16 protein-coding genes and 1 pseudogene are annotated in these 17,104 nt (G+C 68.5%); 5 read left to right on the top strand and 12 right to left on the bottom strand.

Features of this window, described 5'->3' with window-relative positions; translation table 11 throughout:
• Positions 1-316: 316 nt before the first annotated feature.
• Both AB4083_RS21380 and AB4083_RS21375 read right to left on the bottom strand, forming a co-directional pair.
• On the bottom strand, positions 317-1,189 hold the full coding sequence (locus AB4083_RS21380) for an arginase family protein (protein WP_441610528.1): 873 nt from the start codon (positions 1,187-1,189) through the stop codon (positions 317-319).
• A gap of 4 nt (positions 1,190-1,193) precedes the next feature.
• A complete protein-coding gene (locus AB4083_RS21375) occupies positions 1,194-2,261 on the bottom strand; it encodes a GNAT family N-acetyltransferase (protein ID WP_441610527.1) in 1,068 nt (355 codons plus the stop codon).
• 268 nt (positions 2,262-2,529) lie between these two features.
• On the opposite strand from AB4083_RS21375, the gene AB4083_RS21370 reads away from it, so the two are divergent.
• The gene (locus AB4083_RS21370) at positions 2,530-2,781 is read left to right on the top strand and encodes an acyl carrier protein (RefSeq protein WP_441610526.1); all 252 of its coding nucleotides are present in this window, start codon (positions 2,530-2,532) and stop codon (positions 2,779-2,781) included.
• An 8-nt stretch (positions 2,782-2,789) separates the two neighbouring features.
• Positions 2,790-4,004 carry a beta-ketoacyl-[acyl-carrier-protein] synthase family protein gene (locus tag AB4083_RS21365; RefSeq protein ID WP_441610525.1) on the top strand — a complete coding sequence of 405 codons (1,215 nt, stop codon included), beginning with the start codon at positions 2,790-2,792 and terminating at the stop codon, positions 4,002-4,004.
• Positions 4,005-4,213: 209 nt separating this feature from the next.
• On the opposite strand, the gene AB4083_RS21360 is transcribed toward AB4083_RS21365, so the two are convergent.
• Both AB4083_RS21360 and AB4083_RS21355 read right to left on the bottom strand, forming a co-directional pair.
• Positions 4,214-4,609 carry an NUDIX hydrolase gene (locus AB4083_RS21360; protein WP_441610524.1) on the bottom strand — a complete coding sequence of 132 codons (396 nt, stop codon included), beginning with the start codon at positions 4,607-4,609 and terminating at the stop codon, positions 4,214-4,216.
• On the bottom strand, positions 4,609-5,097 hold the full coding sequence (locus AB4083_RS21355) for an NUDIX hydrolase (protein WP_441610523.1): 489 nt from the start codon (positions 5,095-5,097) through the stop codon (positions 4,609-4,611). The genes AB4083_RS21360 and AB4083_RS21355 overlap by 1 nt, the downstream gene beginning before the upstream one ends.
• 181 nt (positions 5,098-5,278) lie before the next feature.
• On the opposite strand from AB4083_RS21355, the gene AB4083_RS21350 reads away from it, so the two are divergent.
• From AB4083_RS21350 to AB4083_RS21340, 3 genes are all read left to right on the top strand, one after another.
• Positions 5,279-6,028: a phosphodiester glycosidase family protein gene (locus AB4083_RS21350; protein WP_441610531.1), complete on the top strand. Its 750-nt coding sequence runs from the start codon at positions 5,279-5,281 to the stop codon at positions 6,026-6,028.
• A gap of 60 nt (positions 6,029-6,088) precedes the next feature.
• Positions 6,089-8,509, top strand: a complete 2,421-nt coding sequence (locus AB4083_RS21345; protein ID WP_441610522.1) for a penicillin acylase family protein — start codon at positions 6,089-6,091, stop codon at positions 8,507-8,509.
• 248 nt (positions 8,510-8,757) lie between these two features.
• A complete protein-coding gene (locus AB4083_RS21340; protein WP_441610521.1) occupies positions 8,758-9,252 on the top strand; it encodes a DUF4019 domain-containing protein in 495 nt (164 codons plus the stop codon).
• A 13-nt stretch (positions 9,253-9,265) separates the two neighbouring features.
• On the opposite strand, the gene AB4083_RS21335 is transcribed toward AB4083_RS21340, so the two are convergent.
• The 8 genes and pseudogenes from AB4083_RS21335 to AB4083_RS21300 all read right to left on the bottom strand — a co-directional run bounded on the left by AB4083_RS21335 (position 9,266) and on the right by AB4083_RS21300 (position 17,058).
• Positions 9,266-10,579, bottom strand: a complete 1,314-nt coding sequence (locus AB4083_RS21335; protein WP_441610520.1) for a type II toxin-antitoxin system HipA family toxin — start codon at positions 10,577-10,579, stop codon at positions 9,266-9,268.
• A 1-nt stretch (position 10,580) separates the two neighbouring features.
• The gene (locus tag AB4083_RS21330; RefSeq protein ID WP_441610519.1) at positions 10,581-10,949 is read right to left on the bottom strand and encodes a hypothetical protein; all 369 of its coding nucleotides are present in this window, start codon (positions 10,947-10,949) and stop codon (positions 10,581-10,583) included.
• Between the two features lie 156 nt (positions 10,950-11,105).
• Positions 11,106-13,204: pseudogene (locus AB4083_RS21325) on the bottom strand (alpha/beta fold hydrolase).
• Between the two features lie 21 nt (positions 13,205-13,225).
• Positions 13,226-14,359: a succinyl-diaminopimelate desuccinylase gene (dapE, locus tag AB4083_RS21320; RefSeq protein WP_441610518.1), complete on the bottom strand. Its 1,134-nt coding sequence runs from the start codon at positions 14,357-14,359 to the stop codon at positions 13,226-13,228.
• 50 nt (positions 14,360-14,409) lie between these two features.
• Positions 14,410-15,474, bottom strand: a complete 1,065-nt coding sequence (locus tag AB4083_RS21315) for a VIT1/CCC1 transporter family protein (protein ID WP_441610517.1) — start codon at positions 15,472-15,474, stop codon at positions 14,410-14,412.
• Positions 15,471-15,965 (bottom strand): DUF2165 family protein, encoded by a 495-nt coding sequence (locus AB4083_RS21310; RefSeq protein WP_441610516.1) that lies wholly within the window; start codon positions 15,963-15,965, stop codon positions 15,471-15,473. The genes AB4083_RS21315 and AB4083_RS21310 overlap by 4 nt, the downstream gene beginning before the upstream one ends.
• A 1-nt stretch (position 15,966) precedes the next feature.
• The gene (locus tag AB4083_RS21305) at positions 15,967-16,326 is read right to left on the bottom strand and encodes a Spx/MgsR family RNA polymerase-binding regulatory protein (RefSeq protein WP_441610515.1); all 360 of its coding nucleotides are present in this window, start codon (positions 16,324-16,326) and stop codon (positions 15,967-15,969) included.
• A gap of 6 nt (positions 16,327-16,332) precedes the next feature.
• Positions 16,333-17,058: a hypothetical protein gene (locus tag AB4083_RS21300; RefSeq protein ID WP_441610514.1), complete on the bottom strand. Its 726-nt coding sequence runs from the start codon at positions 17,056-17,058 to the stop codon at positions 16,333-16,335.
• Positions 17,059-17,104 lie beyond the last annotated feature (46 nt).

The raw sequence follows: 17,104 nt of genomic DNA, 5'->3' as shown, positions 1-17,104 counted from the left end.
ATCAGGGCATGGATGCCCTGTCAAAAAGCCCGGCCAGCCCTCACGGACCCGCAGGTGGCGTAGCCACCGGAGGGCGCCAAGCAGGGTGCCCTTCTCTTTGCTTACGTTCTCTTGGGCAAGCAAGAGAAAGTAAGTCGCCCCGCGGCAGCGGGGCGAAACACTCGCCGAAGGCGAGACCCTGGTGCGACAGCACAACATCGAGCGATACCGCTACTGGATGATTCGCTTCGCTCACCCCTTCGGGGCCGCCCTGCGGGCGTTCTTCGCGCTACGCGCTCGTCCGGCCTGCGCCGGCATGACCAGCGCAAGCGCCACCTCAAACACTGCTGTCGGCAATCGCCCCCAACAACCGCCCATTCAGCGCCCGCTGCTGCACCTGCCACGCATCCAGCTCACTCTGCGGCACCGGCTCCTGCCCATCCATCCCGCTGAGCAACCGCTTCCACCAAGTCGAATAGCGATACGCCGACACCTCGCCATTGATATCGCTGGCGACAATCCGCCCACGCAACGCCTCGATGATCGCCATCGCATGGTGCTCCTCCAACCGCCCCTGATCCCAGTTGGTACGCGCCGTCGCCACACTGAAAGCATCCTTGTCGATCGACAGATACGTCGGCTGCGGCGCACGCCGCAACTGCTCGACGAACGCGCAGGTCAGCGCATCCGGATCGTCGAAGCGGCGAAACGCATCCTGCAGCCCCAGCTTCGCGGCCCAGCCGACATCCACATCCATGCACCAGTAACTGAGCTTGCCCGCACGCAACGGCCGCAGGTAATTCTCCCAGGCATGCGCCGCGCCGATATCGCCGGAGGTGATGCCCACCACGTGCACATGGTTGACGTACGGCAGCGCCGCCACCTTGCGCACCCACGAACCGCAATGGACGCCCCATGGAAAACGCATGTTGTCCGGATGGTTGTCGAACACCACCAGCTGGAACGGACCGCGCGCGCGCTGGCGCTCGACCAGCGGCCAGGTCAGATGGTGATAGTCGCCCGAACCCATCAGCACGGTGCCGTGCTCGGCGGGGGCCACCGCGGCGAGATGCCGGCGCAGGCGGTCGAAGCTGCGCAGCGTGCAGCCGAAGCGGATCGCTTCCTGCCAGTCGCCCAGCGCGAGGGTGGTGGCGCCCTCGATGGCGCCGACGGCGCCATCGAAGTCCAGAATCAGCGGGGCACGTCTCATAGGATCAGCTCTGCGCGTCGGTCGGCGGCGGCGCCCATTGGCTGTCGCTTTCGAACAGGTGGCCCAGCTTCCGCGCCACGGCCCGCAGCAGCGGGTTGCGCAGCCAGACAGCGTGGCGGGTCAGGGTGAAGCTGGCGCCAAGATAGGACTTGACCTGAGGATCGGTCCAGCCGGCCACGTAATGCGTGAGGCCGCGTTCGCGTGCCCAGGCCAGGTTGTGGAACCAGCTGGTGAAATACAGGTTCTGCTCGCGCGCCTGCGGGTAGGCGAAACCGACGTATTTATCGATCAGCTTGCCGTCGGCGACGAAACACAGGTTCCAGCCGATCAGCTCGCCCTGGTGGCGGTAGACGAAGGCGAAGCCGCCGTTGCCCGCGTCGCGCAGCACGCTGGCGAAGAAGTCGCGGCTGAGCTTGTCGAAATGGATCTCGCTTTGCGCGTAGACGTTTTCGTACAGCGCGTAGAACGCATCGACGACCGCCTCGTCGGCGAACTGCGCGTCGCCGCAGGCCACCGTCGCCACCGCCACCTCGTCGCGCTTGCGCAGCTTGCGGCGGATGTCCTTGCGGCGCGAAGACGACAGCCGCGCGAGGTACTCGTCCTCGTCGGCGAAATCGATCGCCACATACGCCAGCGCCTGCCCTTCCAGCAGCAGATAGCCCTCGGCACGGCAGGCCTCGGCGAAGCGCGCGCACCAGTCGCGGCTGGCCGCATCGCACAGCGGCGACTGCTGCGGAATGTCCTTCACCACCAGCAGCCGCTGGCCGCCGCCGAGCTTGCGGCGCAGCGCGCCAGGCAGCGTGGCGGGGTCGGCCGCGTGCGGGAACAAGGAGTACTCGGACACCGTGGTGCCCACGAAGGCGGTGCGCCAGCGCAACAGGCGCCCCCACCAGCGATAACCGGGCGCGCTGGTGGCGCGCTTGCGCAGTGCATCGTCGGTGGTGGTCAACAGGTCGAACGGCGCCACGAAGGCCGGTGTGCCTTGTGCCTCCAGCAGGCGGAAGCCGAGCGGGGGATGCGCCGCGAACGAGGCGACCAGGCCATCCGGTTCGAGTTGGTTGAGATAACGCACGCAAGGTTTCCGCAAGTGGGGCGCCGCCGTCCCGGACATCGTGCGAATGATGCCGCAAGCCGGGGTGGCGCAGCATGGCCGACCGGGCTTTCGCGCCGCTTACCCGCGCGGGGCGCCCGGCCCAAAGCCTGGCGAAAGGCGATCGCGCCCAGAATCGCCTGAAAGCGGCGCCTTCGCGTCTGGACAAGCTCCCCGCGCTTGGTCACGCTTGCCGGGTCGGCCGCGCGATGCGGCCAGCGGTAAACGCCACGGACCAGGGGTACCACTCATGAGCAACGTACAGCAGGAAACCATCGAGATCATCGCCAAGCAGGCGAAGATCGACATCGAGACCATCAAGCCCGAGTCCACCCTGAAGGACCTTGGCGTCGCCTCGCTGGACGCGATCGAAGTGATCTTCGACATCGAAGAGCATTTCGGCATCAACCTGCCCAACGAGGACACCGATTTCGACAACGGCACCGTGGGCCAGCTGGTGGCCGCCGTCGAGCGCCAGGTCGCCGCCAAGAAGAACGACTGAGCGCCTCCATGCAACGTCTCGTCATCACCGGCATGGGCGCGATCTGCGCGCTCGGCAACGATGCACCCTCGGTCTGGCAGGCCATGACCGAAGGCCGCAGCGGCATCGCGCCCGTCACCCGCGTGGATCCCGAGCGCGTGCGCGCCGCCGGCGTGGTGGCCGAGGTCAAGGGCTTCGACCCGAGCCAGCACTTCGACGAAGCCAAGCTCAGCCAGCTCGACCTGGCCACGCAGTACGCCCTGGTCGCCGCGAAAGAAGCGATCACGCAGGCGGGGCTGTCCTTCGAAGGCGAGCGTGCTTCGCGCACGGCCGTGGTGATCGGCAGCGGCGTGGCCGGCGAGGCGACGCGCGACGGCCAGTATCAGAAGCTGTACGCGGAGAACGCGCCGCGCCTGCATCCGCTGGGCATCATCCGCATGATGATGAACGCGCCGGCCAGCCAGATCAGCATGGCGCACGGCATCACCGGCCCGGCCTTCGTCGTGGCCAGCGCCTGCGCTTCGTCGAACCATGCCTTCGCGCAGGCCGCGATGATGATACGCGCCGGCCTCGTCGACGCCGCCGTGGTCGGCGGCACCGAAGCCTGCATCAACCTGGGCACGCTGCGCGCGTGGGAAGCGATGCGCGTGCTGGCACCCGATACCTGTCGCCCCTTCAGCAAGGGCCGCCGCGGCATCGTGCTGGGCGAAGGCTCGGCCATGTTCGTGCTGGAAACCTTGGAGCAGGCGCAGGCGCGCGGCGCCGCGATCCTGGCCGAACTGGTCGGCACCGGCATGAGTTCGGACGCGGGCGATATCGCCGCGCCGTCCGAGCTGGGCGCCTCGGCGGCGATCGAGAATGCCCTGCGCGACGGCAACCTGTCGCCGTCCGAGGTGGACTACGTCAGCGCGCACGGCACCGGCACCCTGGCCAACGACAGCACCGAGACCGCCGCGCTGCATCGCATCTTCGGCGAGCACGCGCGCGCATTGGCGATCTCCTCGACCAAGCCGATGCATGGCCATGCGCTGGGCGCGTCCGGTTCGCTGGAGCTGATCGCGGTGATCGGCGCACTGCGCCACGGCATCGTGCCGCCGACGCTGGCCTATCTCGAACCCGATCCGGCCTGCGACCTGGACTACGTGCCGCACCATGCGCGCAAGATGCCGGTGCACACGGCGATCAGCAATTCGTTCGCCTTCGGCGGGCTGAATGCGGTGGTGGCGCTGCGGCGCATGCCGTAAACAAGTTGCCGGGTGCAGGCCGGTGCTTGCGCCTGACGATAGCCCGACCTCTCATTCCGTCATCCCGGCGCACAGTGGCGATACCGTCCAGTTTTCGCTGTAACGCTCAAGAGCCGCGCCTTTCGATGCCATCGCGTATGTAGCTTGTCGCTACTGGATCCCGGCCTGCGCCGGGATGACGAGGGTGTGAGGCAGCGATGCGGCAGGCTCTAGTCGGCGAGCAAAGGCAGCAACTGCTCGCGGCTGAGTTGTGCGATGGGCAGCTCGCCCGGGTCGGCCGGATCGACCCAGCACAAGGCCTCGATCTCGGCCCTCGCCTCGAACGGCCCTGCGGCCTCGACTTCGTAGACCACCGCTTCCACCTCGCACCCCGGCTCGTTCGCCGCCGGCGCGCTGAAGCGTCCGAGCAGGCGCGCGCCTTCGCGCCGCATGCGGCAGCCGAGTTCTTCTTCGAGTTCGCGCGCCAGCGTGTGCAAGTCGTCGGTATCGCCCGGATCGCGCTTGCCGCCCGGCTGCTGGAACACTTCCGCGCCGCGCTTGCGCACCAGCAGCACGCGGCCTTCGCTGTCGCGGATCATCGCCGCGACGATCTCGATGCGCCGCATCACAGCCGCGAGTACGCCCAGGACTGCATGCGCCCGTCCCGGTACGGCATCACGCCATGGAACGGCCGTGGATCGCCGTCGAACACCAGCGGCAGGAAGTGGCGGTCGCCTTCCCACATCGGGAGTTCCATCAGCCGCTCCAGCTCCACCCATTCGAGCGTGCCTTCGGGATTGGCGGTCAGCGGCTCGCCGGCGTAGCGGTCGATCACGAAGATGAAACCCAGCCAGTCCTCGCCATGCTTGCCGAAGCCCGGCCAGTTGAGCGTGCCGCGCAGCTGCATCGACTCGCACTCGATCCCCGCTTCCTCGCGGATCTCGCGACGCATGCAGGCGGCGATGTCCTCGTCCGGCTCCATCTTGCCGCCCAGGCCGTTGTACTTGCCCAGGTGCAGGTCGTCCTGGCGTGCATTGCGATGGATCATCAGCACCCGGCGCCGATCCGGCGAGAGCACATAACCGAGCGTAGCGACGATGGGCGTGTAAGGCATGAGGCGGCGTGCTGCGGAAAAGCGGCAGTCTATAACGGCCACCGGTTCGGATTGATGCGAAATATCACGCCGGGCTTGCACCCGCACCACTGCCCCGGCCACCATCGTGCGTATGCCGGCAACCGCCCTCCCCGCATCCACTGCTCGCCGCCCATGGCTGTATTGGCTCGCCGCGCTGGCCATGCTGGCCGGCGCCAGCGGCTGTTCGCGCCAGGCGCAGGCGGTGGACAGCGAGGAAGTCACCTTCGAAAGCCAGACCTTCCGCGTGGTCAGCGTCGACCTGCAGCGCGAGCCGCTCAGCCTGCACTGGAAAGACCCGGAGAGCGGCCAGCCCTACGCCACCATCGAAAGCCTGCGCCAGTGGGGCATGGCGCACGACCGCCGCCTGCTGTTCGCCGCCAACGCCGGCATCTACGACCGCCAGTTCGCGCCGCTGGGCCTGTACGTGGAAGACAGCCGCACGGTGGTGCCGCTCAACCTGTTCAAGGGCAACCCGGCGGCGGGCAATTTCTCGATCCAGCCTAATGGCGTGTTCGCGGTCTATCCCGACGGCCACGCCGCGGTGCGTACCAGCACCGACTTCAAGGCCGACGCCAGGCCCGCGCGCTGGGCCACGCAGTCCGGGCCGATGCTGCTGGTCGACGGCCAGATCAACGACCGCTTCGTCGACGATTCCTCCAGCCTGAAATGGCGCAGCGGCGTATGCGCTAAGACGCCGCGCCGCGTGGTGTTCGCGGTGAGCGAATCGCCGGTGAACTTTCACACCTTCGCGCGACTGTTCCGCGACGAACTCGGCTGCCGCGACGCGCTGTATCTGGACGGCACCATCTCGCAGTTCTACGTCGACGGCGAAGGCTATGCCGGCGCGCCCACCTTCATGGTCAAGCCCTACGCCGGCATCTTCGCGGTGTTCACCACGGCCAAGCCCTGAGCGCTTGCGCGCGTCCGGGACTACACTCGGGCACATCGCCACCTCAAGGTCCGCCGCCCGATGCCCCGAGCCCGACGCTTCCGCTGGCTGCGCGCCCTGCTGCTGTCCCTGTTGATCCTGCTGATCGCCGTGCTGGCGTCGGGCTGGTTCCTGCTTGCCGGCAGCCGCGCCCGGCTCGACGGCGACGTCGCGGTGCAAGGCGTGGGCGACGCGGTGAGTATTTCGCGCGATGCACTGGGCAGCGCCACGATCGATGGCAAAAACCGCGACGATGTGACGTTCGCGCTCGGCTACGTGCACGCGCAGGAACGCTTCTTTCCGATGGATCTGATGCGCCGCGTCGCCGCGGGCGAACTGGCGGAACTGGTCGGTGCCGCCGCCGTGGATATCGATCTCGAACATCGCCGCCATCGCCTGCGCGCGGCCGCACAAGCGGCGCTGGCGCAGCTCTCGCCGGAGGAAAGGCACACGCTGGAGCTCTACGCCGCGGGCGTCAACCGCGGCCTCGGCGACCTGCAGGTGAAACCCTGGGAATACTTCCTGCTCGGCACGCAGCCGCAGCCGTGGAAGCCGGAGGACAGCTTCCTGGTGATCGGCGCGATGTATCTGGACCTCAACGGCGACGGCCGCAACCAGCGCGAGCTGAGCTTTGCGCAGATGCGTTCCGCGCTGCCGTCGCCGCTGGTGGATTTCCTGCTGGCGGCGGATCCCGAATGGGAAGCGCCGCTGAGCGGCGATCTCTCGCACCCGCCGGTCATGCCGGGAGCGGACGTGTTCAACCTGCGCGAGCGCCCCACCGCTTCCAGCTCCGATGCCAGCGCGCTCGCCGCGCTCGCTCCCGCGCTCGACGAGCCGCGCCCGGGCAGCAACAACTTCGCCGTGGCCGGCCGCCTGACCGAGAGCGGCGCGGCGATCCTCGCCAACGACATGCATCTGGGGCTGCGCGTGCCGGATATCTGGTTCCGCGCGCGCCTGCGCTACGCCGATGCGGCCGCGCCGAACGGCTGCCGCGACGCCAGCGGCGTCACCCTGCCCGGCACGCCCGCGCTGGTGGCCGGTTCCAATGGCCAGGTCGCCTGGGGCTTCACCAACAGCTACGGCGACTGGCTGGACTGGGTCCGCGTGCTGCGCGATCCGAAGGACGCCACGCGCTACCAGGTGCCGGAGGGCTGGGCGGCGCTGGAGACCCACGAGGAAACCATCCGCGTCAAAGGCGCCGCGCCGCGCACGATCAAGGTGGAAAGCACGCGCTGGGGGCCGATCCTGGCGCAGGACACCGACGGCACGCCGCTGGCGCTGGCCTGGATCGGCGACCGGCCGCGCGGCTACAACCTCGGCGTGATGAAGCTGGAGCATGCGGCCAGCGTCAACGCCGCGCTCGACCTCGCGCCGGGCATGGGCATGCCGCCGCAGAACCTGCTGGCGGCGGACAGCGGTGGCAATATCGGCTGGACCGTCACCGGCAACAGCATCCCGCTGCGCGCCGGCTTCGATCCGCTGCTGCCCGCGGACTGGTCCAGGCCCGGCACCGGCTGGCAGGGCTGGGCCACGCCGGCGCAATACCCGCGCATCGAGAACCCGGCCGACGGCCGCCTGTGGACCGCCAACAACCGCACGGTGGATGGCCCGGCGCTGGCCCTGCTCGGCGAAGGCGGCCACGACCTGGGGGCGCGCGCGCAGCAGATCCGCGACGGCCTGCGCACGCGCAGCAGTTTCGCGCCGGGCAACCTGCTGGATATCCAGCTCGATCATCGCGCCCTGCTGCTGGTGCGCTGGCAGCGCCTGCTGCAGGACACCCTGGCCGGCACCACCGATCCCGCCCTGGCGCAGCTGCGCCAGCTCAGCGCCAACTGGCGCGGCCGCGCCGCCGCCGACAGCGTGGATTACCGCCTGGTTCGCGCGTTCCGCGACAAGGTGCACGAGGCGGTGCTGGCGCCGTTCGCCGCGGAGGTGACCGAGCGCTACAAGGACTTCACCTGGCCGCATCCCAGCCACACCGAAGCGGCGGTATGGGCACTGGTGCGCGACCGTCCCATGCACCTGCTCGACTCGCATTACGCCGACTGGAACGCGTTGCTGCAGGATGCCGCGCGCCAGCTCGCCGACGAACTGGGCAAGCAGCCCGGCGGCCTCGCCGCGCGCAGCTGGGGCGAATACAACCGCACCGCCATCCGCCATCCGCTGTCGCGCGCGCTGCCGTCCTTCGCCGGCCGCTGGCTGGACATGCCGGACGAGCCGCTGCCGGGCGACGACAACATGCCGCGCGTGGCGCGGCCCGGCTTCGGCGCGTCCGAGCGGCTGGACGTGATGCCCGGGCACGAAGCCAACGGCATCCTGGAACTGCCCGGCGGGCAGAGCGACAACCCGCTGTCGCCGTACTACGGCGCCGGGCACGAGGACTGGGTCAACGGCCGGCCGACGCCGCTGCTGCCGGGGCCGGAGCAGCATGTGCTCACCCTTAAGCCAGCCGGGAAGGCGTGAGGCGCGCTAGGATCACGCGGCGTTCGGAAGGCTCTTGGATTTATCGAGGCCAGGCAGTTCGGAGCTTCCACAACCTTCATGATTGGAATCCTTCTCCCTCCGGCGACCCGAAGGTAGTCCCCGTGGGAGAGAAGGTGGCGGCAGCCGGATGAGGGTACGGGCGGAGTGATGCGCTTCACTCCGCCCGTACCCTCACCCCAACCCCTCTCCCGATGGGAGAGGGGCTATCCACCCTCAAGGAGAAATTCATGGCAAGCCAGCACCGTCGTTTTCTCGCCACGACCTTTATCGCCGCGATGCTCGCCAGCGGTTATGCCCAGGCCCAGCAATTGCCCTCGCTCGACAGCGCCGTCGCCACCGCCACGCGCTGGGCAGCGCAGGCCGACAGCGGCCAGGCCGACGCGATGTGGAAGAGCAGCGGCGCGATGATGCAGAAGAGCGTGAGCGCCGCCGACTGGGCCAAGTACCTGGACGGCGTGAAGAAGCAGCTCGGCGCCACGCAGAGCCGCGACTGGGTGCAGATCGGCCGCGTGGAGAATCCGCAGGGCCTGCCGCCCGGCGAATACCTCAACGTGGTGTTCGTGGCGCGCCACGCGACGGCGCCGGCGGTGGAAACCGTCTCGCTGAGCCAGGCCGGCACGAGCTGGGTGCCGGTGGGCTATATCGTGCGCCCGGTGCAACAGCAGCCGGCGGCACCCGCCCCGGCCGCGGCGCCGGCCGCACCGGCGAAGCCGGGCAAGTAAGCGCAGGCCGCGCTCAGCCGCGCTGGAACGGACTGGTCCGCTTGCTCTTGCCGGGAGCGGACCGATACCTGGAAGGATCGAATCCGCTGCGCTGCCCGCGCAGCGCGGCGCCATCGATGCGCTGCGCCAGCTCGTCGATATCGCGCTCGCTCACGCCGGCTTGCGCGAAGTGCTCCCGCCAGCGCTCGACCACCTCGATCACGGCGGCCGTCTCGGCCGCCGCCTCGGCCGGCAGCAGGCCGAACGCCTCGCATTGCGACAGCGCATTGGCCAGCGTCGAATCGCGGCCGTCCGCGCCGCAGATGAATTCCTGATAGCCCTGCCCCGAGTTCGTCGGCAGCACGTCGTAGGCCGGCGCCAGTTTCAGGCGGCCGTTGTCGAACGGGTTCACCACCAGCAGCGAATGGTTCTTCTCGTGGTCGTCGGTGTTGTCGACCAGGATGTTGAACACCATGCGGCGGAACAGCTCGCGCGCGTCGTTGCGGCTGATGTCCTGCTCAACGATGCCGACGCGCCGCAGGATCCGCGCCAGCTCCGGATAGCCCAGCTCCGCTTCGGTACCTGACGCGGTCGCCGCACGGATCGCAGTGCCGGCCGAGATGCTGTGGATGCGCTGGCCCGCGGCGCGGTCGAAGCGGCGCACCGCGATCGCATGCTGGCCTTCCAGCGCAATCACCCGCGTGGTGGCCACGGTGATGCCCGCGCGCTGCGCAAGCGTCATGCTGGCGTGCTCGATCAGCGGTGTGTCGATCGGTTCGCCGTTGAAGAACTTGATGACCCATTGCTCGCCGTCGATCTCGATCAGCGCCTTGGGCTTGGCGCCGCCGAGGCTGCCGCCGGCACGCACGATGCGTGCTTCCACCGCGCTGATCGGCTCGGACGCTTCGATCTTCGCCACCACCTCGCTGAGCTGCTGCGCCTGCCCCAGCCGCGGCAGCGGACTGCCTTCGCGCGGGCGATAGGTATCCGGCGAGGTCGACACGCCGAGCGCGCCGAAGCGTTCGTCGCCGGCGTAATACAGGTATTCCAGCAGCGAGAGGCGCGCCGGCTTGTCGACGAAGCGGATGACCTTCTCGCCCCAGCGATCCGGGCGCGCGTCGTCGACCGCGCCGACGGCACGCTGCGCATCGCCCGCCAGGCGGCCCGGAGGCAACTGCTCGATGTCGACCAGGGGCAGGTCCTCGCTCAAGGCGAAGCCGTGGGCCAGCCAGTCCTGGCCATAGCGCAGCGACACGCCCTTGCCGGCGGCGACCAGCTGCAGGGCGCCGACATGCCGCGGGCTGGCCGGATCGGCCAGGTACCACAGGTGCAGATCGTCCAGGCGCATCTCAGCCCTTCGCCTGGCGCTTGTAGGCACGCGCCTCGGCGGACGCCAAAGCGCGCGTGCGCCCCAGTGCCTCGGCCTTGCGCACGTCCATCTCGATCGCGCCCTGGTCGTGCTCGGGAGCGGCGAGCTTGCCCAGCTCGCCATCGCGCTGGATCAGCCACAGCGCGGTGGCGACGATGCCGATGCCGACCGAGGGATCGCCCGCCTCGAGCCGCTGCAAGGTGGGCACGGAAACGCCCATGCGCTGGGCCCAGGTCTTCAAGGATTCCTTGCGGCGCAGGCGCGCCACGGCCAGGTCGGCGCCGAGCTTTTCAAGGGCGGCGGCGGTGGCCGGCGGGAGCTGCTGAAGGGCGCGGGCGAGCTTTGGCATAAACATAGAATATAACAAAATACTGCTAATTGTAAATATCTATGTGTATGTCACGGAGCAAGCTGCGCTTCAAAGCAAAACATCGCCTTATTTAACCGGGTAAAAAAGAGCCGCCCGCAGGCGGCTCTTGCTCATTCCACTGGCAGGGCCGACCGCTCAGTCGCCCGCACCCACCGCCTCCGGCAAGCCCGGCACGAACTCCTTGCCGCTGGGCACCTTGGCGCTGGATGCCTTCAAGGCCCCGCCGATCGGTTCCACGCGCCCGCTCAGGCACTTGCCCAGGAACTGCTCGGCCACCGCATTGAAGGCGATGCTGTTCTCCGGCCGCGCGAAGCCATGGCCTTCATCGGGGAACAGCACGTAGGTCACCGGGATGCTCTTGGCCTGCATCGCCTTGACGATCTGGTCCGACTCGGCCTGGTTCACGCGCGGGTCGTTGGCGCCCTGCCCGATCAGCAGCGGACGCTTGATCGCTGCGGCCTTGAACAGCGGCGAGCGCTCCTGCAGCAGCTTGCGGCCGTCCTCGGTGGTGGGATCGCCCATGCGCTTGTAGAACTGCGCCTTGCCCGCTTCCCAGTACGGCGGGATGGTCTTCAGCAGCGTGGCGAGGTTGGACGGGCCCACGATATCGACGCCGCAGGCGAAGGTATCGGGGGTGAAGGTGAGGCCCGCCAAGGTGGCGTAGCCGCCGTAGGAGCCGCCCATGATGGCGACCTTGTCGGCCTCGGTGATGTGGTTCTTCACCGCCCACTGCACCGCGTCGATCAGGTCGTCGTGCATCTTGCGGCCCCACTGCAGGTCGCCGGCGGAGATGTACTTCTTGCCGAAGCCGGTCGAACCGCGATAGTTCACCGACAGCACCGCATAGCCGCGATTGGCAAGCCACTGGTGGTAGCTGCTGTAGCCGTAGACATCGCGCGCCCACGGCCCGCCGTGCACGAACAGCACCATCGGCAGCGGCCGGTCCGGGCGGCCCGGATGCGCCTTGTCGCTGCCCGCCGGCAAGGTGAGATACGACACTTCGGTCAGGCCGTCGCGCGTGCGGATCTCCTGCGGATACATCGGCGCCAGCGTCGCATCGGCCAGCTCCGGCCGGCTGACGAACAGCGCGGTGAGCTTCTTCGCCTTGCGCTCGTACAGATACGTAGTCCCCGGCTTGGTCACCGGGTCGACCACCACCGTCCAGAAATCGTCGGCGTCGGTGCGCGAGCTGACCTCGAACTTGCCCTTGAGCTGGGCTTTAAGGAAGTCCAGGTCGACCTTCACCGCCGGGTCCAGCGCGGTCCATTCCGGCTTGAGGTACTGCGACGAATAAGCCTGCACCTTGCCGGTGGCCGGGTCGGTAAGCGTGTCGTCGATGTCGGCCTTGGCGTTCTGCGCCAGCACGCGGGTGGTGCCGCTGGCGACATCCTGGGCCAGCAGCGCCGCGGTATCGCGGCCGCGCGAGTCGAGCCAGTACAGCGTCTTGCCGTCCGCGGTGAAGCCGGCCGGCTGGGTGGTGAGCGAATCGTCCAGGCCGACGCTGCCGAATGGCTTGGCATCGACCTTGCCATCTTCCACGCGGTAGTAATCGGTGCCGCCGTCGGGGCGCGATTTCTCCGCCACGCGCAGCACGAGTTGGTCGTCGGCGACGAAGCTGGCGTAGTCGCCCTTGTTCTCGAACACTTCGGTGAGCTTGCCGCTCTTGATGTCCAGGCTGTAGATGTCGTGCCAGCGCGGATCGCGGTTGTTCACGCCGATCAGGATGCGGTCCTTGATGTGCATGCTGCTGCCGACCACGCGCACGCGGGTCTTCTGGAACGGCGTCAGCGACTGCGGCTCGCCGCCTTGCACGTCCACCTTGTAGAGCAGGAAGTTCTCGTCGCCGCCGTGGTCGTTGACGTACAGCACCGAGGACGAATCCGGCGCCCAGAAATACTGGCGGATCGGGCGCTGCTTTTCCGCGGTGAGCGGCTTGGCCTGGTCCGGCGCACCAGCGGGCGCCACCCACACATTGAGCACGCCGTCGCGCGGCGCGATCCAGGCCAGCCACTTGCCGTCCGGGCTGAGCTTGCCGGCGACCCGGCTGGGATTCCCGAACAGCTTGGCGCGTTCGATCAGCGGCGCGCTGGTGGCGGGAGCGGTGTCCGCCCATGACATGGAAGCGGACAGACCGGCGGCCGCGATGGCCGCGGCGAGCAACAGCTTGCGCATACCTTTCTCCTTGGTGTGTGCTTGGCGTGGAGGGAACAGCACTCCGGGTTGCGTAAAGCCACGCCACCGCCAGCGGCTGGGACTCAGCCCAGCAGACGCTCGCAGATGGCCTGGTACAGCGAAGGCAGTTTTTCCAGATCGGCCACGGCCACGCACTCGTCCACCTTGTGGATGGTCGCGTTGACCGGCCCCAGTTCCACGACTTCGGCGCCCAGCGGCGCGATAAAGCGCCCGTCCGAGGTGCCGCCGCCGGTGCTTTGTTCCGGCTCTACGCCGCACAGCTCGCGGCACACCGACACCACCGTGTCGCGCAGCGCGCCGCCGGCGGGGCTCAGGAAAGGCTCGCCGGAGAGATTCCAGTCGAGCGCGTAATCCACGCCATGCCGGTCGAGGATCCGCTCGACGCGCGCGCGCAGTTCGTCCGCGCGGCTGGCGGTGCTGTAGCGGAAATTGATCAGCGCGACGAGCGCGCCAGGAATGACATTGCTGGCGCCGGTGCCGGCATGGAGATTGGAAACCTGGAACGAGGTCGGCGGGAAATCCGCATTGCCTTCATCCCAGCGTTCCGCGGCCAGTTCGGTGAGCGCGGGCGCGAAGGCGTGGATCGGGTTCTTCGCTTTCTCCGGATAGGCCACGTGGCCCTGGATACCGCGCACCGTCAGCGTCGCCGACAGCGAGCCGCGCCGTCCGACGCGAATCAGATCGCCCAGGCTTTGCTTCGACGAGGGCTCGCCCACCACGCACCAGTCGATGCGCTCGCCGCCGGCACGGAAATGCTCGGCCACCTTGCGCACGCCATCGAGATTGGTCGGCCCTTCCTCGTCGCTGGTCAGCAGGAAACCGACGCGGCCGCGATGATGCGGATGCGCCGCGACAAACGCCTCCAGCGCCACCGCCATCGCGGCCACCGAGCCCTTCATGTCGGCCGCGCCGCGGCCGTACAGATAACCGTCGCGCACCACCGGCTCGAACGGATCGCTGCGCCAGCTTTCCACCGGCCCGGTCGGCACCACGTCGGTATGGCCCAGGAACACCAGCAGCGGGCCGCCTGCGCCGTGCGTGGCCCACAGATTGTCCACTTCGCCGTAGCGCAGGTGCTGGATGTTGAAACCCACGCGCGCCAGGCGCTCGGCCAGCAGGGCCTGGCAGCCGGCATCGTCCGGCGTCACCGAGCGGCGGCGGAGAAGTTCGGCGGTGAGGTCGAAAACGGCGGACATGCGAAATTCCGATGGATGAGGCGCGGAGCAGCCTCGTCGTGAAAAGGAAACTAGCCGATCAGCGCGCCGCCGATCACGTGCCCAACGGCATAGGTGATCGAAGCTGCCGCGGCAGTAATTCCGAGCTGGCGCGCGATCGAGAACACCACGCTGCGGCCGGTGAACAGCGAGGTGCCGATCCCGATCAGGGCCAGTGCGAAGGCAGTGGCGCCGATGCTGGCCAGCATGGCGGCACGGCCGCCGAGGAACAGATACGGCGCGACCGGAAACGCGGCGCCCAGCGCGAACATGCAGAACGAGGAGATCGCCGCGCTATAGGCCGAACCACCCAGGTCTTCCGGGTCGATGCCCAGGTCCTCGCGCACCAAGGTGTCCAGCGCTGCGCGCGGCGTTTCGGACAGCCGCTCGGCGACGGTCTCGGCCACCTGCGGCTCCAGCCCCTTGTCGCGGTAGATGCCGGCGATGCTGCGCGCACCGTCTTCCGGCGCCACCGCGAGGCGTTCGGCACGCACCGCGATCTGCGCCTGGTAGAACTCGCGCGAACTGTTCACCGACAACCATTCGCCCAGCGCCATCGAACAGGCGCCGGCGACCAGGCCGGCGATGCCGGCAGTCAGCACCGCCTTGTCGTTGCCCGAGGCACCGGCCATGCCCATCACCAGGCTGACGTTGGAAACCAGGCCGTCGTTGGCGCCGAGCACCGCGGCGCGCAGCGTGTTGCCGCTCTGCCCGCGGCTGTCGCGCCTGGCGTTGCGCACCGGCGCGCCCTCGGCGAAATGGTTGCGCAGCTCCTTGCGGTCCACCGAAGGCTCGACGTGGTCGGCATGTTCGAGCCGCACCACGGTGGGCATCACGAACTCGGTGCCGAAGCGGCGCGCGAACCAGGCCAGCACGCGCACGCGGATGCCGGCCTCGTGCTTCGGCACCGCCACCTGCATGGCATGCAGCTGCGCTTCCCAGAACGCGGCGTTGGCGGTTTCCGCCAACGCGATGCGGCGATAAGCACGGCGCTTGCGCTCGTCGCCGGCCAGGTCGGCGAGGCGCTCGTACAGCGCGGCGTTGTCACGCTCGATACGCAGGTTGGCGAGGAAACGGCGTGCGCTGCGATCGCTCATTCCGGTTCCGCCTCGTGCTGGCCCAGGAAGATCAAGGCGCCGAGCAGCAGCGCCACCAGGCGGAACGAAGTCTCGATGCCGTTCCACTGCGTCGACATCCACATGCCGAACCACTCGCCGCCGATCGCCATGAAACCGACCAGCCACAGCAGCAGGCCAAGGCTCAGCCCCGCCGTCGCCAAGCCCTTCGCGCGCCGGAACAACGCGCCCGGGGCACGGCGACGCAGCCACATGCGCCAGGCACCGGCCCACAGCAGCGCGGCGGTGGCGACCTGGGTGGCGATGATCAGCGCATACGCCGCATGCTGCAGCCACGCCGTGGTGATGGCGCGGTAGCGGATGGTCGCGTCGGGGAAGATCGTGTCCATCGCCAGCACGTGATGCACGAAGGCGAAGTTGCTGCCGTAATCGGTGAGGTTGCCGAACGCCACCAGGCTCACCAGCAGGGCGAGCCCGGCCACCAGCAGCAGCTTGGCGTAGCGTGCCGGCATCTCAGCGCGCGAACAGCTTCTTGAAGCCATTGTCGCTGAAGCCGACGCTGACCGAGCCGTCCGGCTGCACCACCACGGGGCGGCGCACCAGCGCCGGATATTCCTTCAGCAGCAAGGTCCACTCCGGATCGCTGCCCGGGTTCTTGCGCTGCGGCAGCAGGTTGCGCCAGGTGGTGCCGGCCTTGTTGACCAGCTTCTCCCAGCCGCCGAGCTGGCGCGCCCAGTCCTTCAAGCTGTCGGCCGGCACCGGGTTGGCGCGGTAGTCGACGAAGACGTGTTCGACCTCGAAACGGTTGAGCCAGTTGCGCGCCTTCTTGCAGGTATCGCAGTTGCTCAGGCCGTACAGCGTGGGCTTGCTCATGCAGTGCTATCCATCGACAGGTTGTTGCCGCCGCAGCATGCGCAGCAGCACGTAGAAAGCCAGGGCGGCGACCAGGTGCTTGATCGTGTGCCCGCTGATACTGCCGCCGCTTGCCTGGAACACCAGCTTGTCGCCTTGCTCGCAGGCGAAGGCCACCAGATAGACGCCGAGCACCGCGAACAACCGGGAGCGTCCGCTCCATGGCGTCGGCAGCAAGGCCACCGCCAGCAACAGCAGCAGGATCGAACCGCCCTGGGCCACGAAGTACGGGAGCAGATTGCCGGTGATGTTCCAGTAAACGACGCAGGCCACGCCGAGCAGCGACAAGCCCAGCAGCGGCACGTCGGAGCGCCAGCGCAGGCGTTCCGCCAGCGTGGCGGCGAGCAGCGGCATGAACACCAGGGTCATCGGCAGGCGGTCCCATACCAGCCGCGCGTCGGAAGGCGCCCAGTGGTAATAAGCCGAGCCGAACGCGGTCAGCGCCAGTCCGGCGAAGGTGAGGCCGTAGGCATGGACGTTGATTTTGCCCATCGCCTGTACGCCCGGCAGGCGCAGCGCGGACAAGCCGAGCAAGCCCACCAGCAGAAACGCGAGATTGGACGTCACGTCGCCGAAGTTGGGGATGCCCAGCCAGCCACGCGAGTCGGCGAAGCCGTGATAAGCCTGCGGCTGCGCCACCGGCGGCAGCACGAATGCGGCGATCGCCAGCACGATGCCGGCCAGAGCGAGCACACGCGCACGCCTGCGCGCCGCCGCGGTGCCTGCCCCGGCCGCGAGC

The organism is Dyella sp. 2RAB6, from assembly GCF_052115385.1.
Taxonomy (GTDB): domain Bacteria; phylum Pseudomonadota; class Gammaproteobacteria; order Xanthomonadales; family Rhodanobacteraceae; genus Dyella_D.
Note: the sequence above shows the minus strand (reverse complement) of the source record. Positions and strands in the feature narration are given on the sequence as shown.

Bases quoted from the DNA above. Each gene is read 5' to 3' on its own strand.
- AB4083_RS21380 (WP_441610528.1), bottom strand. From the start codon at position 1,189: ATGAGACGTGCCCCGCTGATTCTGGACTTCGATGGCGCCGTCGGCGCC.
- AB4083_RS21370 (WP_441610526.1), top strand. From the start codon at position 2,530: ATGAGCAACGTACAGCAGGAAACCATCGAGATCATCGCCAAGCAGGCG.
- AB4083_RS21365 (WP_441610525.1), top strand. From the start codon at position 2,790: ATGCAACGTCTCGTCATCACCGGCATGGGCGCGATCTGCGCGCTCGGC.
- AB4083_RS21360 (WP_441610524.1), bottom strand. From the start codon at position 4,609: ATGCGGCGCATCGAGATCGTCGCGGCGATGATCCGCGACAGCGAAGGC.
- AB4083_RS21355 (WP_441610523.1), bottom strand. From the start codon at position 5,097: ATGCCTTACACGCCCATCGTCGCTACGCTCGGTTATGTGCTCTCGCCG.
- AB4083_RS21350 (WP_441610531.1), top strand. From the start codon at position 5,279: ATGCTGGCCGGCGCCAGCGGCTGTTCGCGCCAGGCGCAGGCGGTGGAC.
- AB4083_RS21345 (WP_441610522.1), top strand. From the start codon at position 6,089: ATGCCCCGAGCCCGACGCTTCCGCTGGCTGCGCGCCCTGCTGCTGTCC.
- AB4083_RS21340 (WP_441610521.1), top strand. From the start codon at position 8,758: ATGGCAAGCCAGCACCGTCGTTTTCTCGCCACGACCTTTATCGCCGCG.
- AB4083_RS21335 (WP_441610520.1), bottom strand. From the start codon at position 10,579: ATGCGCCTGGACGATCTGCACCTGTGGTACCTGGCCGATCCGGCCAGC.
- AB4083_RS21330 (WP_441610519.1), bottom strand. From the start codon at position 10,949: ATGCCAAAGCTCGCCCGCGCCCTTCAGCAGCTCCCGCCGGCCACCGCC.
- dapE (WP_441610518.1), bottom strand. From the start codon at position 14,359: ATGTCCGCCGTTTTCGACCTCACCGCCGAACTTCTCCGCCGCCGCTCG.
- AB4083_RS21315 (WP_441610517.1), bottom strand. From the start codon at position 15,474: ATGAGCGATCGCAGCGCACGCCGTTTCCTCGCCAACCTGCGTATCGAG.
- AB4083_RS21310 (WP_441610516.1), bottom strand. From the start codon at position 15,965: ATGCCGGCACGCTACGCCAAGCTGCTGCTGGTGGCCGGGCTCGCCCTG.
- AB4083_RS21305 (WP_441610515.1), bottom strand. From the start codon at position 16,326: ATGAGCAAGCCCACGCTGTACGGCCTGAGCAACTGCGATACCTGCAAG.